Source organism: Pseudomonas sp. B21-059, from assembly GCF_026016285.1.
Lineage (GTDB): Bacteria > Pseudomonadota > Gammaproteobacteria > Pseudomonadales > Pseudomonadaceae > Aquipseudomonas > Aquipseudomonas danubii.
This window is the reverse complement of record NZ_CP087201.1, coordinates 2,381,302-2,396,461: the sequence shown is the minus strand read 5'-3', so window position 1 is coordinate 2,396,461 and position 15,160 is coordinate 2,381,302. Positions and strand designations below refer to the sequence as shown.

Annotated in this window: 7 protein-coding genes (1 of these 7 cut by a window edge); 4 read left to right on the top strand and 3 right to left on the bottom strand. The window is 67.2% G+C overall.

Annotation, left to right across the window (positions count from 1 at the left end):
- Nucleotides 1-24: 24 nt before the first annotated feature.
- The 4 genes from LOY69_RS10950 to LOY69_RS10935 all read left to right on the top strand — a co-directional run bounded on the left by LOY69_RS10950 (nucleotide 25) and on the right by LOY69_RS10935 (nucleotide 4,023).
- Nucleotides 25-654, top strand: a complete 630-nt coding sequence (locus LOY69_RS10950; protein ID WP_102882411.1) for a DUF1842 domain-containing protein — start codon at nucleotides 25-27, stop codon at nucleotides 652-654.
- A 52-nt stretch (nucleotides 655-706) separates the two neighbouring features.
- Nucleotides 707-1,315 (top strand): DUF1842 domain-containing protein, encoded by a 609-nt coding sequence (locus tag LOY69_RS10945; protein ID WP_110597252.1) that lies wholly within the window; start codon nucleotides 707-709, stop codon nucleotides 1,313-1,315.
- 136 nt (nucleotides 1,316-1,451) lie between these two features.
- Nucleotides 1,452-2,918 carry a GDL motif peptide-associated radical SAM/SPASM maturase gene (locus tag LOY69_RS10940; RefSeq protein WP_265074527.1) on the top strand — a complete coding sequence of 489 codons (1,467 nt, stop codon included), beginning with the start codon at nucleotides 1,452-1,454 and terminating at the stop codon, nucleotides 2,916-2,918.
- 316 nt (nucleotides 2,919-3,234) lie between these two features.
- The gene (locus LOY69_RS10935; protein WP_265074526.1) at nucleotides 3,235-4,023 is read left to right on the top strand and encodes a helix-turn-helix transcriptional regulator; all 789 of its coding nucleotides are present in this window, start codon (nucleotides 3,235-3,237) and stop codon (nucleotides 4,021-4,023) included.
- 72 nt (nucleotides 4,024-4,095) lie between these two features.
- Here the strand turns inward: LOY69_RS10935 and LOY69_RS10930 are convergent, their stop codons facing one another.
- The 3 genes from LOY69_RS10930 to LOY69_RS10920 all read right to left on the bottom strand — a co-directional run.
- Nucleotides 4,096-6,054 carry a MacB family efflux pump subunit gene (locus LOY69_RS10930; protein ID WP_265074525.1) on the bottom strand — a complete coding sequence of 653 codons (1,959 nt, stop codon included), beginning with the start codon at nucleotides 6,052-6,054 and terminating at the stop codon, nucleotides 4,096-4,098.
- Nucleotides 6,055-6,056: 2 nt separating this feature from the next.
- A complete protein-coding gene (macA, locus tag LOY69_RS10925; protein ID WP_102882415.1) occupies nucleotides 6,057-7,208 on the bottom strand; it encodes a macrolide transporter subunit MacA in 1,152 nt (383 codons plus the stop codon).
- A gap of 148 nt (nucleotides 7,209-7,356) precedes the next feature.
- Nucleotides 7,357-15,160: the 3' portion of a non-ribosomal peptide synthetase gene (locus LOY69_RS10920; protein ID WP_265074524.1), read on the bottom strand. Its footprint extends 6,920 nt past the window's final position; the window shows 7,804 of its 14,724 coding nt (coding positions 6,921-14,724); its start codon lies off the right edge, out of view; the stop codon is at nucleotides 7,357-7,359.

Genomic DNA, 15,160 nt, shown 5'->3' with positions numbered 1-15,160 from the left:
CGTCATTGAATGGAGGCAAAACAAATGTCTGGTTCTATCTCCCAAGAAGGCCTGTTCCCCCTGAGCTACCGCATCGGTACCTCGCAACCCGGGGCCCCGACCCTGATTCTCAATCTGCTGGTCTACACCCCCGAGCACAGCGTGCGCGGCACTTCGTCCATCACTCAGGCGGTCAATCCGCCCCTGGACCTGCACAGCGATGTCTGGGGTCAGTACACCTACCTGACGGTCATGCCACCGAGCTCCAGCAAGATCCTCATCACCGCCCAGGGCAATCAGGGCGGACCCGGTTCCAACTCCATCATCAACTTCAAGCTGCATCTGGTGGTCAGCGATGACTGGAAGGAAGGCGTGGCCAACTACCAGTACTACAACGGACACAGCTGGGTAACGGTCAATCAGGTCCCCGCCCATCTGCAGGAACCCGTGCAGTCGAGCACCCTCTCGGCCCCCCACCATGGCCAGCCCAACCGTCCGCTGCCGCCGATCTCGGCGCTGTACGCGGCACCGATCCACGGCGCCATCGCCAGCGGCGACCTGTCGCAGATGAAGAGCCTGCACAAGGTGGCCACCCAGCAACTGGAGCAGCTGCCGTTGATCCGCACGGCGCTGGAGGCGGCCAAGGCCGAGATCAGCAAGCACGAGCGGCGCTGACTGGCGACCGTCCAGCGAACCTGATGTCTTCCACAAGATAAGGAGTTGCAGCATGACAATCGGACTGTTCCATACCCGCCTCATCGTCGCCAACCCTGTGATCGGAGGGCCGGTGCTGACCCTCGATCTGCTGGTCAACACGCCGCAGAAGAAAGTCAGCGGCGTGGCCCGGGTGACTCAGAGCACCTCGCCACCGATGCACTTCCTCGCGGATGTCTGGGGCGACTACTCCCAGGTCAAACTGGACCCCTCCAGTGAAGGCCATATCATCCTCAGCCTGACCGGCAACCCCAGCGGCCCCACCAGCCAGATTGCCGAAACCTTCCATCTGCAGGGCATTCTCGGCCTCGACTGGGCCAGCGGTTTCGCCAGCTATCGCTACCAGTACCAGGGCCATTGGCATGTGGTTCAGCATGCCGCCGTGAGCCAGGCGCCGGTGGATCAAGCGGCCAACGCCGATCTGGCGCCCAAGGACGATCAACGGCATCTGTATCCGCAGCCGCTGTATGCCGTGGCGCTGCAACAAGCCCAGAGCAGCGGCGATCTGACGCGGCTCAAGGCGCTGGTGGCTCAGGGCGAGCAGCAACTGGCCAACAGTGACAACCTGAGCCAGGCAGTGCAGCAATTGCAGGCGGAAATCAGCCGCCTGGAACGTCGCTGAGTCCAGGCACCCGGGGCCGGCCGACAAAGGTCGGCCCCAGGGTTGCGGTAAACCGATCGCGCCATTGCCGCACAAGGAAGGCGCGCCTATTTCGATGGGTTGGTGCCGCGCACCGCTGGGTGCGCAAGGATCTTTCATGTCAGACAGTCTCCCCGCCCGCTACCTCAGCGAAACCGACCTCAAGCGCTATGTGCCGGTGCACGTGGTCTGGGAAATCACCCTCGCCTGCGACCTCAAGTGCCTGCATTGCGGCTCTCGGGCCGGGCATCGGCGCCCCGGCGAATTGACCACCCAGGAATGCCTGTCGGTGATCGACTCCATAGCCGCCCTGGGCACTCGGGAGGTCACCCTGATCGGCGGCGAAGCCTATTTGCGCAAGGACTGGACGCGGCTGATCCAGGCCATCCACGACCACGGCATGTACGTGGCGATCCAGACCGGCGGACGCAACCTGACCCCCGCCAAGATGCAGGCCGCGGTGGACGCCGGGCTCAATGGCGTCGGCGTGTCCCTGGACGGCCTGGCGCCGCTGCACGACGCGGTGCGCAATGTGCCCGGCTCGTTCGACAAGGCCCTGGACACCCTGCGCCGGGCCAAGCAGGCCGGGCTCAAGGTCAGCGTCAACACCCAGATCGGCGCCGCCACCCTGCCCGACCTGCCGGCCCTGATGGAGCTGATCATCGACGCCGGCGCCAGCCACTGGCAGATCCAACTGACGGTGGCCATGGGCAACGCCGTGGATCACCCCGAGCTGCTGTTGCAACCCTATCAACTGCTGGAAGTGATGCCGCTGCTGGCCCGCTTGTATCGCGAAGGCGAAGAGCGCGGCTTGCTGATGAATGTGGGCAACAACATCGGCTACTACGGCCCCTACGAACACATGTGGCGCGGTTTTGGCGACGACCGCGTGCACTGGAGCGGCTGCGCTGCCGGGCAGACAGTGCTGGCCCTGGAAGCCGACGGCACGGTCAAGGGCTGTCCGTCCCTGGCCACCGTCGGATTCTCCGGCGGCAATGTGCGCAGCATGAGCCTGCACGACATCTGGCACTACAGCGAAGGCATGCACTTCGGCCGCCTGCGCTCGGTGGACGATCTGTGGGGCTACTGCCGCACCTGCTACTACAACGACGTGTGCCGCGGTGGCTGCACCTGGACCTCGCATTCGCTGCTGGGCAAGCCGGGGAACAACCCCTACTGCCATTACCGAACCCTGGACCTGCAGAAAAAAGGCCTGCGCGAGCGCATCGTCAAACTCGAAGACGCCGGCCCCGCCTCTTTTTCGGTGGGCCGCTTCGACCTGATCACCGAGCGCATCGACACCGGCGAGGCGGTCTCCAGCGTCAGCGACAGCGGCCAGGTGATCAAGCTGGCCTGGGCCAACCAGGGCCACGCCTCCCCCGAAGAAGGCCGCATCCCGCCGCGCCTGGCCCTGTGCCGCAGTTGCCTGGAGTACATCCACGCCCATGAAAGCACCTGCCCCCACTGCCACGCCGATGTCGCCGCAGCCGAGGCCCGGCACCAGCAAGACCGCCTGCGCCAGCAGGCGCTGATCAACACCCTGCACCAGTTGCTGGGCATGCCCCAGGAGCAACCGCGCCTGTAACCTGTGCCAGCCGCCACCGCGCCAACCCCAGGCGCGGCGGCGGTCATGGCGGTTCTGGCAAGCAGGGAACAGCCATCCAAAAAAACTCCGGGCAAGGCCGGTAAGGGCTTTGCCATGGCAGTTCGTCCACAGGCCCGAGCGCCTGCGCGCCTGCGGTGCAAGTTTTTGCGCACTTCATCAAACAGCAGTCGCCACCCTGTACTAGGATACGAGGCGACCCTTTGTCGGTCAGCGCAAACAGGAGGTAAATCACGCGCGACCCAAACTCGTTGTTATAAGGCAGTCCTTCCACACCTTCACATTCATGGATGAAATGATGAACTCACAAGTACTGTTCCCACATATTGGCAAGGTCATCGCCAGCACCGGCAGCCGCAGTTTCCCGCGCATGCTGCATGACCTGATACTCACCCAACTGGCTGTGGACGCCACTCACATCACCCAACTGCGCACCGCCCCGGAACCAGCCACTGGCAGAACCGGCAATACCCTGATGCAGAGCCGTCACCCGCTGTACAGCGATCTGCATGCCAGCAATGACCCGCTGCTGCACACAGGCTTTCCCGAGCAGCCCGACGAGCCCTGCGGCAGCCCGCCACTGCTGCGGCACCGGGGCAACGCGGACCCGGCGCAACTGCACCTGACCGGTCGCAAGGATTCGTACCACTTCGTGCTGTCGGTGTACCGCAGCAGCCAGGAGCAGAGCTTTTCCCCCCAGGAACGCCTGCTGCTGGAGGACATCTCGCCGCTGCTGCTGCCCATGGTGGAAAACCACATCAGCGCCCTGCAGCCGCGCAGCGACTCTGCCGAGCAGGACCGCGCCGCCATCGAGGGCCTGGCGACCGTGCGCCTGCGCTTTGCCGAGCGCCTGGAGCAGTCCGGGCTGCGCCTGTCCAACCGCGAGCTGGAAGTCTGTGTCGGGCTGCTGGCCGGGCGCACCGCACCGCAGTTGGCCGAGCAGCTCAAGCTCAAGGTCAATACCGTCGAAAGCTACTTGAAGCGCGCCGCCATCAAGCTCGGCATCAGTGGTCGCCACTCCCTGCTGCGCTGGATGTACTCGCCCCAGGCACAGGCGCCAGGCACCCGCGATGACGCGCCGGCCTGATCCGCCATTGGCCTTGATCCCGTAACCCCGCCCCCGCCGGCCCCTGAGCCGGCGGTTCTGTCTGTGGGCCGCTCAATCCCGGGCCAGGGCCTCGATCGGGTCCAGCCGGGCGGCGTTGCGCGCCGGAACGAAGCCGAAGACGATGCCGATCAGGGTCGAACAGGCGAACGCGGTGACGATCGAGCCCATGGAAAACACCATCTCCCATTCCTTGATGAACAGGGTGAACAGGTAGCCGATGGCAAACGACAGGGCGATGCCGATGGCCCCGCCAATCAGGCAGACCATCACCGCCTCCACCAGGAACTGCTGGCGGATGTCCGACTGCCGCGCCCCCACCGCCATGCGAATGCCGATTTCGCGGGTACGTTCGGTCACCGACACCAACATGATGTTCATCACCCCGATGCCGCCGACCACCAGGGAAATCACCGCGATCAGCGACAACAGCAAGGCCAGGGAGCGGCTGGTGCGCTGCACCGTCTGCATGATGCTGTCGAGGTTGTTGGTGAAGAAGTCCTTGGTGCCGTGGCGCTGTTCCATGAGCTTCTTCACATGCTCCTCCACCACTTTGCTCGGCTGGCCGTCCTTGATCTTCACGCTGATGCTGTCCAGGTGGCGCTGGCCCAGTACCCGCCCCGCCGCCGTCTCGTAAGGCAGCCAGACGTTGAGCAGGTTGCTGGCGGCGAACATGTTCTTGTTCTCGGCCGTGACCCCGATCACCGTGCACGGCAGGTTGCCCACCAGGATCACCTGCCCCAGGGGGTCCACATCGGGACCGAACAGGCGGTTGCGCGTGTTGTGGTCGATCACCACCACCTGGGCCTGGCGCCGGGCATCGTTCTCGCTGAAGGCGATGCCCGCCGCCAGCTTGAGATCGCGAACCTTGAAGTACAGGTGGCTGACACCGTTGACCGTGGCATTGAGGTCGATATTGCCGTAGCGCAGCAACAGGCTGCGGCCCACCATCGGCGTGGCGCTGTCGACGTAGTACAGCTGGTTCAGGGCCGTCACGTCGGCGGGCATCAGGGTCTGGATCGCCGCTGCCCGGCTGTCGCCGAAACTGGCCCCGGGGAAGATGTCGATGGTGTTGCTGCCGATGGCCTGGATGTCCTTGAGCACGTAGCGCTTGGCACCCTCGCCAATGGCCACGATGGACACCACCGAGGTGATGCCGATGACGATCCCGAGCATGGTCAGCAAGGTGCGCATGCGGTGCGAAACCAGCGCCACCCAAGCCATGACGAAGGCTTCCTTGAACAGCCCGAGGCTGGCCACCAGGCGTCGTGCTCCGCCCGGCCGGGTGCTCACCGGGGTTTGCGCCGGCTCCTCGTCCACCCCGCGCGCATTGACCCGGTCGCTGACGATCTCGCCGTCGCGCACTTCGATGATGCGCTCGGCGTTGGCCGCCACCTGAGGGTCGTGGGTGACGATGATCACCGTATGCCCCAAGGCATGCAGTTCCTGGAGAATGCCCATCACCTCCTTGCCGCTGTGGCTGTCCAGGGCCCCGGTGGGTTCGTCGGCGAGGATCACTTCGCCGCCGTTCATCAGGGCCCGGGCGATGCTCACCCGCTGTTGCTGGCCGCCGGACAACTGGTTGGGTCGGTTCGCCAGGTGCCCGGACAGCCCCAGGCGCGCCAGCAGCTCCCGGGCCCGGCCATGGCGCTTGACTTGCGGGGTGCCGGCGTAGATCGCCGGCATCTCGACGTTGTGCAGGGCACTCAAGTGCGGCAGCAAGTGATAACGCTGGAAGATGAAACCGAAATAGTCCCGGCGCAGCTCCGCCAGGGCCTGATCGTCCAGGTCGCGGGTTTCCTGGCCGTTGACCTTGTAGCTGCCGGCCGTGGCGTAGTCGAGGCAACCGAGGAGGTTCATCAGGGTCGACTTGCCCGAGCCCGAGGCCCCGGTGATCGCCACCATTTCCCCGGCCTGGATGCTCAGGTCGATGTGTTTCAGGGCCAGGAACTCCCGCTCCCCGGCGGTGAAGCTGCGGCTGATGCCCTTAAGCTCCAACAATGGCTGGGTCATGGTCAGGCCCCTGCCGTGCCGGGCAGCGGATCACCGATCACCACCTGATCGCCCTCCGCCAGGCCGTCCTTGATCTGCACCTTGACGTTGTTGTTGATCCCGGTGCTGACGTTGCGCGCCTGGGCATGGCCCTTGGCGTCCAGCACCCGCACCGCGAAGCTGCCATCGGCGTTGCGCGGACCCAGGGCGGCCACCGGCACCATCAGCACATCCTTGGCGGTGTCGAGGACGATGCGCACCTGGGCGGTCATCGAGATGCGCAGCCGGTGGTCCGGGTTGGGCACGTCGAACAGGGCGTTGTAGAACACCGCGGTGTTCTGCTTGGGGGTGCCGGCGGTCTGGGTTTCGAGGAAGTTCTGCGGTGCCGGCTCAGTGCCCCGCAGCTTGGCGTAATAGCGCCTGTCGGCCTCGCCGAGGATGGTGAAGTACACCTGCTGGCCGGGAGCGATATGGATCACGTCGGCCTCCGAGACCTGGGCCTTGACGGTCATGGTGTCCAGGTCCGCGAGTTTCAGCAGCACCGGCGCCAGCTGGTTGGCGATCACCGTCTGGCCTTCCTGGGTCACCACCCCCACCACATCACCGTCAATCGGCGCGACGATGCGGGTGTAGGCCAGGTTGACCTTGGCGGTGTCGATCTGGATATGCGCGCTCTTGATCTGCGCGTCCAGGGACAGCAGGTTGGCGCGCTGCACCTCGTAGTTGGACTCGGCGGTCTCGAAGTCCTGCTGGGAAATCGACGCGTCCGACTGCAGGTCGCGGTAGCGCTCGTAGATGGCCTTGGTTTCCTTGAGCTGGGCCGCGGTGGCACGGCGCTTGGCTTGCAGGTTTTCCTCGTCCACCTGGGCCTGGCGCAGGGTGTTGCGCAACACCAGGGGATCGATTTCCGCCAGCCACTGGCCCTTCTTCACCTTGTCCCCGACCTTGACCTTGAGCGACTTCAACTGCCCGGAAACCTGGGCCCCGACGTCCACCTGCTTGATGCCCTCCAGCAGGCCCGAGGCCAGGACCGCGTTCTCGATGTCTCCCCGCTCGACCCGGGCGGTCAGGTACTGCGGCGGCTCTGCCGGCGCCCGCACCGTATAGAAAATCAATCCAGCCACAACCACCAGCAACAGCCCCATACCGATTTTGCGAAACTTCGACTTTTCCATAGATGACCACAAGTGCGTTGAGGGCGGGCTCCACCGGCCAGCGGCGAGCCCCCTTACAGAACACCGTGCTGCCGTAGTGAGCGGTGTTCCAGATGAATGAAAGGCTGTCAGCCAGCGGCGGGCACCCGGCCCGCCGCCGCATCCAGGCTCATGACACAGCCTCCCCCTGGGGCAGCGCCAGCCCGTCACGCCACCAGGCCGCCAGATGCTGGACGTGGGGTGCCTTGAGCAGGCTGAAGTGGTTGCCCGGCCCCTGCCACAGCCCCAGTTCCGTCACCTGCCCACGCCAGCCCTGGACCATCGCCTCCTGCTCGCGCAGGTTGCCGGCGGCGTCCAGGCGCGGATCGTCCGCCAGCACCAGGCGCACCGGTCCCCGGTAAGGGCGTTGCGGCTGGTAGCGGGTACGCAGGGCACTGGCGAAGGTTCGCGCCGGCCCCTGCATCGCCCGAGGATCGGCACGCTGGGACAGCAGGCCGACCCGGACCATGCCGGCATGCAGCAGGTGCATCTGCATGGCGTCGTCCTCGGCGGCAAACAGCTGCGGATCGATGCCCAGGCTCTGGCCGCACGCCAGTTGCATGGACTCGATCAGCCGCAACAGCGCGGCCGTGCTGGTGTAGGGCCGCCCCACCAGGCCGTGGCCGCCCGGGGCCTCGCTGTCGATCAGGGTCAGGGACGCCACTTCGCGCCCCGCGGCCTGCAGGGCCCCGGCCATTTCGAAGGCAACCCAGCCGCCGAAGGAGTGGCCGATCACGTGCAACGGCCCGTGGGGGTACTCCTGCTCGATGGCTTGCAGGTAGTAGCGCGCCGCCGCCTCCACCTGGGTGTGGGGCACGCCCTGGCCATCCAGGCCCCGGGCCTGCAGGCCGAAGATCGGCCAGTCCGGCCCCAGGGCTTCGGTCAGGCCGATAAAGCCGGTAACGCTGTCGCCGGCCCCCGGCACACAGAAGATCGGCGTCTGCCCGCAGCGCCCGCTCTGAATCCGCAGCAAGGGCTGGTGGGGCGTTGCTCCGGTGCTGGCAGCGACCCCGGCCTGCTCGATGGCCTGGCTCATGGCCTGGCCCAGTTCATGGATATGCGGCGCCTTCATCATGCTCAGGTGATCCCCGGGCACGCTGATGCAGTGCAGGCATGGCCCCGGCAGCACCTCGCCCCAGCCCAGGGTCGGGCTGCGCCGGGACAATGCGCTGGGCCGCTGGGCGGCGCAGAACAGGTGCACCGGCACACTGATCGGGTGCAGGCGGTAATGGGCCAGTGCATGGCCGTGAGCCACCTCACGGTCCAGGTAATGCCCCAGCGCCTCGGGCGCCGCGCTTGCCAGTTGCTCGAACAGCAGCCCCTGTTCCCGGCAGCGTTGCAGCAGCTCGGGGAAGTCCAGGCGATCCAGGGCCTGGCGCAGCTGTTCGACGAGCGCCAGCGGTTGCACGCCCGCCGGGCCCTGGGCGCTCCAGTAGGCGCTGCACTGCAACAGCAGGTGCTGCTTGCGGGGATCGCTTGCGGACCAGCGCGCCTTGCCCTGGTCGGTCAGGCGCGGCACGTAGCTGTCGATCAAGCCGAGGAACGCCACCTGCTGATCCTGCCCCAGCAACTGCTGGGCGATCTCATAGGCCAGCACCCCACCGAAGGACCAGCCCGCCAGGCGATACGGCCCTTCGGGCTGGACCCGGCGCATGACCTCCAGCAAGCGGGTGGCCAGGCACTCCAGGGTGCGCAACTGCGGCTGGCCGAGGGCCACGCCCGGCAGGCCATAGATGGGGAAATCCCCTTCCAGGTGCTGCCCCAGCGCCGGGAAGTAGGCATCCAGGCCGGTGAACTCGTGCACCAGGAACAGCGCCGGGCCACTGCCGCTGCGCACCGTGACCCACTCGGGGGCCTGTTGCGGGGTCGCCGGGCGCGCCTCCAGCAAACGCGCCATGGCGGCCACGCTGGGGTGCTGGAACAACTGCGCCAGGCTCACGTCGAGCCCGGCCTGTTGCAGGCGGTTGACCAACTGGATCGCCAGCAGCGAATGCCCGCCGTGTTCGAAGAAATGCTCATGGCGCCCCACTTGCTCCTGTTTCAGCACCTGCGCCCAATGGGCCGCCAGGGTCTGCTCCAGGGGCGTCTGCGCCGCTTCAAAACAGGCGATGACCTGCGCCGCGGGGGTCGGCGCCGGCAGCGCGTTGCGGTCCAGCTTGCCGTTGTTGGTCAGGGGCAGTGCCGGCAGACGCACGTAAGCCTGAGGCACCATGTACTCCGGCAGTTGCGCCAGCAGGTGGTTGCGCAAGGCTTCGACGGCCGGCTCCGGCGCCTGTGGCTGCAGGGTGTAGTAGGCCACCAGGCGCAAGTCCCCGGGCGCCTCCTCGCGCACCAGGACCACGCCATCGCGCAGTCCGGGGAAGCTCGCCAGCCGCACCTCGATTTCCCCCGGTTCGATACGAAAGCCACGGATCTTCACCTGCTGGTCGTTGCGCCCCAGGTACTCCAGCAGGCCGTTCTCCTGCCAGCGCCCAAGGTCGCCGGTGCGGTACATCAGGGGTTTGGAGCCAGGGTTGGCGGCCGCGCTGCAGAAGGGATCGGGGAGGAACTTCTCGGCGCTCAGTTCAGGGCGATTCAAGTAGCCCTTGGCCACGCCCTGGCCGCCGATGTAGATCTCCCCCACTACGCCGATGGGCAGCGGCTGGCCCTGGGCATCGAGGATGTACACGCAGGTGTTGGACAGCGGCCGGCCGATGGGCACGCTGTCGGCGTCGGCCGCCAGTGCCTCGGGCTCATGGGTCACGGCAAAGGTGGTGGTTTCCGTCGGTCCGTAGCCATTGACCAGACGCAGGCCGGGCACCTCGGCCTGCATCCGCCGGAAGGCCACCGGGTCGGCCCGTTCACCGCCGCACAGGAGCATGCGCAGGCCGCTGAACGCCTGGGGCATCAGCTGCACGTACTGGTTGAACAGGCTGGTGGTGAGAAACAGCAGCGTGGCTCCCGAGGCCTTCAGCAACTCGGCGAAGGCCTCGGGGTCCAGCAGCGTCTGCTGGTCCACCACCACGACCCGGCCGCCGTTGAGCAAGGGCCCCCAGACGTCCAGGGTGCTGGCGTCGAAGGCCGGGTTGGAGGCAAAGGCCACCCGGTCCCCGGGGTTGAAATCGGCGTAGCCGTTGTTGATCACCAACCGGGTGATGGCCCGGTGCGGCACCAGTACGCCCTTGGGCACGCCCGTGGAGCCGGAGGTGTACATGATGTAGGCCACCGCCTCGGAGGACTGGGCCAGGGCCGGGTTGTGCCCCGGCAGCCGGTCCAGGCGCAGGCGATCCAGGTCCACCCGCAGCAACTGTGCCCCCGGCAGCGCCCCGTCCAGGGCCTGCGCCGAGTGCGCCAGCAGCACCCTGGCGCCGCTGTCCTGGAGCATGAACACCTGGCGTTCGGCGGGGGCGTTGATGTCCAGCGGCACGTAGGCCGCGCCGCACTTGCTGGCCGCCAACTGCGCCAGCAAAAGATCCAGGGAGCGTGGCAACAGCAGCGCCACCCTGTCCCCGGGCTGCACCCCCAGCCCCAGCAAGTGATGGGCCAGCTGATTGGCCCGGGTATTGAGCCGGGCGTAGCTGAGCACTTGCTCGCCATGGACCGCCGCCACCTGCTGGGGACGGGCCTGCACCTGTTCCTCGAAACGCTGATCCAGGGTCTGCTGGCGTGGATAGTCGCGGGCGGTGGCGTTGAAGTTCACCAGCACCTGCTGGCGCTCGGCAGCCGGCAACACCGGCACTTGGCCGATGGCCAGATCGGGCGTCTGCTCCAGGGCCTGCAACAGGTTGTCCAGGGCCTCGTGCAGGTAGTGGCAAATGCGCTGGGCATCGATGCCCGCCACCACGGCGGTGAGCATGAAGCCATCCCCCAGGTCGTCGATGCTCAGGGTCAGGGGGTAGTTGCTGCGCTCCTGGGCATTGAGCAACTGCATGCCCTCCCAGGCAGCGTCGGCTTGCCCAGGCAGCCCGGCCGACGGCGCGCTGTGGCGGTAGTTGAGCAAGCTGCTGAACAGCGGCGTACCCGCCTCCACCGCGCTGCAACGCTGCACCAGGGCCAGGGGCGCCTGTTCATGGCCCAGCAGTTGCGCCAGGCGTTCATGGGTGGCCAGCAGCGCATGACGCACCGGCAGGTCCCCCAGGTCCACCCGCAGCGGCAAGGTGTTGATGAACACCCCCAGGGCCCGTTCGGCGCCCTCGCCGCCTTGCATCCGTCCCAGCAGCACGGTGCCGAACACCACCTGCTGCTGGTTGGCCAGGCAGCCCAGGACCCGGCCCCAGGCCAGGTGCATCAGGCTCGCGGCGCTGACCCCCAGTTGCCGCGCCTGCAAGCGCAGGCGCCGGCTCAGCAGGCGGTCCAAGGGTTGGCGCGCCTCGTTGAGCGACGCGCTGGCGCCCTGCACGTCCTGCAAGCCCAGGGGCAGGGTCGGTTGCCGGATATCGCCGAGCATCTCGCGGAAGAAGGCTTCATGTTCGGCCTCACCGATGCCCAGTCGGGCCTGGGCCACGTAGTTGCGATAGGGCACGGGGTCACCCAGCCGTTGCTGCTGGCCAAGGAGGAAGGCCTGCAGTTCATGCTGCAGCACTTCCAGGGCCACGTGGTCCATCACCAGGTGATGGAACAGCAACAGCGCCACCAGCCGCTGGTTGACCGGGTCCCGGGCGTAGACCAGGCGCAACAGCGGCGCCCGGGCAATGTCCAGGCGATAGCGCGTACTGTCGAAGCGCGCCTGCAACTGGCCGAGGATGTCGCCCTGGCCCGGGTCGAGGACGATTTCATCGCCCTCCAGGGGCGCCTGGCGCCAGACCACTTGCAGCGGCTCGTCCAGCCCTTCCCAGAGCACGGCACTGCGCAGGATGTCGTTGCGTTCGATCACCCCCTGCAAGGCCCGGACGAAGGTCTGCAAGCGCTGGGCCGTGTCGAAGGCAAACTGCGCCTGCAACACATAGGGATCGCCCTGGCCGGCGGCCAGATGGTGAAACAGGATGCCGGCCTGCAACGGCGCCAGGGGGTAGATGTCCTGGACGTTGGCGGTGCCGCCCGGCACCGTGGCCACCACCCGGTCAATGGCCGCCTGATCCAGCGTCAGCAACGGCAGCAGCTCGGGGGTGATGCGCGGGCAGTCGCGGTAGATCAGGTTGTCCGGCACCTGCGCTTCACGGCCACGCCCCACGGCGGCAGCCAGGGCCGCCAGGGTCGGCTGGCCGAACAGCACCCGCACATCCGCCGAGAGCCCGGCCCGACGCATGCGGCCGATCAGGCTCACCGCCAGCAACGAATGCCCGCCCAGTTCGAAGAAGTGATCCTGGCGCCCCACCCGCTCGACATTGAGCAGCTCGGCCCAGAGCCCGGCCAGGAGGATCTCCACCTCACCCACCGGCGCCTCGTACTCGCGCACACTGGCCGCCGCCAGCCCAGGGGCCGGCAGGTCCTTGCGCGCCAACTTGCCGTTGGGGCTCAAGGGCAGCGCCTCCAGGTGCACGAACAAGGCCGGCACCATGTAGTCCGGCAGGTGTTCCAGCAGCGCCTGGCGCAGCTGTTCCACCGCCAGGGCCGGACGCCCGACGGCGCCGGTGTAGTAGGCCACCAGACGCAGATCCCCGGGCACGTCCTCCCGGGCCAGCACCACCGCTTCCTTGACCCCGTCCAGCTGGGTCAGGCGAGCCTGGATTTCCCCCAGCTCGATGCGCAGGCCGCGGATCTTCACCTGATCGTCGTTGCGCCCCAGGTACTCGATAGCGCCGTCGGCCCGATAGCGACCCAGGTCGCCGGTGCGGTACAGGCGCGCCCCGGGTGCCTCGCTGAACGGGTCCTTGAGGAAGCGCTCGGCGGTCAGTTGTTCACGGTTGAGGTAACCCCGGGCCACCTGCACCCCACCGATGTACAACTCGCCCACCACTCCCCGAGGCACTGGCTGCATCTGCCCGTCCAGCAGGTAGATGCGGGTGTTGGCAATGGGCTTGCCGATGGGGGTGTTGTCCGGGGTGTTCTGCAGCGGGCCGGCGCAATCCCAGGCAGTGACGTCTACCGCCGCTTCGGTGGGGCCGTAGAGGTTGTACAGGCCGACCTGGGGCAGCTGCTGCTTGAAGCGCCGCACCAGGCTGCCCGGCAGGGCCTCGCCGCTGCACATCACCTGACGCAGGCCGCTGCAATCCCGGGTATCGCCATAGGCCAGGAACACATCGAGCATCGACGGCACAAAGTGCAGGGTGCTGATGCCTTCATCACGGATCACCTGGCGCAGGTAGGCCGGGTCCTTGTGCCCTTCGGGACGGGCCATCACCAGCCGTGCGCCAGTGAACAGCGGCCAGAAGAACTCCCAGACCGAAACGTCGAAGCTGAAGGGGGTCTTCTGCAGCACCGCGTCATCGGCCGTCAGGCGGTACTGCTCCTGCATCCACAGCAGGCGGTTGACCACCGCCCGGTGCTCGTTCATCGCGCCCTTGGGTTGGCCGGTGGAACCGGAGGTGTAGATCACATAGGCCAGGTGCCCGGGGGTCAGCCCGTTGACCCGGGGATTGACCCGGGGCTGGCGCGCCCAGAGTGGCTGGTCCAGGTCCACCCGGGGCACGGTCGGGCTGCCCGACAGTGCCCGGGTGGCACCCTGCACCAGCAGCGCCTGGGGCGCGCTGTCCTCAAGCATGTAGGCGATGCGTTCTGCGGGGTATGCCGGATCGATGGGCACATAGGCGCCGCCAGCCTTGAGGATCGCCAGCAGGCCGATGACCATTTCCAGCCCGCGCTCGACACAGATCGCCACCCGACTGTCCGGCCCCACCCCCAGTTGCAGCAAATGCCCGGCCAACTGGTTGGCCCGCTGGTTGAGCTGGTGATAGCTCAGGCGCTGCTCACCGGCCTGCACCGCCAATGCCTCGGGGGTGCGCAGTACCTGGGCCTCGAACAAGCCGTGCAGGGTCTGCTCCAGGGGGTAGTCGCGAGCGGTGGCGTTGACGCCGTGCAGCAGTTGCCGACGTTCGGCGGCGTCCAGCAGCGGCACCTGCTCCAGCAGCATCTGGTCGTCCGCCACCATGGCCTGCAACACCCGCTTCAGGTAACCGACATACCGCCTCATGGTCGACCCATCGAACAGCGCCGTGGCGTACTCCAGGCTGCCTTCGATCCGGTCCTGCACCTCCCCCAGGCTCAGGGACAGGTCGAACTTGGCGAAGTGGCTGGCCTCGTGAATGGCTTCCAGGCGCAGGTCCCCGAGCACCAGTTGCGGCCCGTCGCCGTTCTGCCAGGTCAGCAGGGTCTGGAACAGCGGGCTGTGGGACAGGCTGCGCACCGGACGCAGGATTTCCACCACCTGCTCGAACGGCAGGTGCTGATGGGCCTGGGCCTCCAGGGTCCGGGCCTTGACCTGGGCCAGCAAGGCCTCCACTCGTGGCGCGGCGCCCAGGTCCAGGCGCAGGGCCAGGGTGTTGACGAACAGGCCGATCAGCCCTTCGACTTCGGCGCGCATGCGGTTGGCCACCGGGGTGCCGATCACCACTTCGGCCTGCCCGGACAGCCGCCCCAGCAGCAGTCCCCAGGCCGCCATCAGGGTCATGTACAAGGTGGTGCCATGGCGCTGGCTCAGGGCCCGCAGCCCGGCCGTCAGGGCAGCATCGAGGCGGACTTCGACGCTGCTGCCGGCGTAGTCCTGGCGGGCCGGCCGTGGTCGGTCGCCGGGCAGCATCAGCAAGGGCGGCGCGCCCTCCAGGGCCTGGCGCCAGTACTGCGCCTGCTGCTCCAGCACCGCGCCGCTGAGCCAGCGTCGCTGCCAGTGGGCGAAGTCGCTGTATTGCACCGCCAAGGGCGGCAGCGGATCGGGCAGGCCGCGGCTGAAGGCGGCGTACAGCGCCACCAGTTCCCGGGTCAGCACCCCCATGGACCAGCCATCGCTGACGATATGGTGCAGGGTCAGCAGCAACACGTGATGATCATCCGCCAGGCTGATCAGGCGCCCACGGATCAGC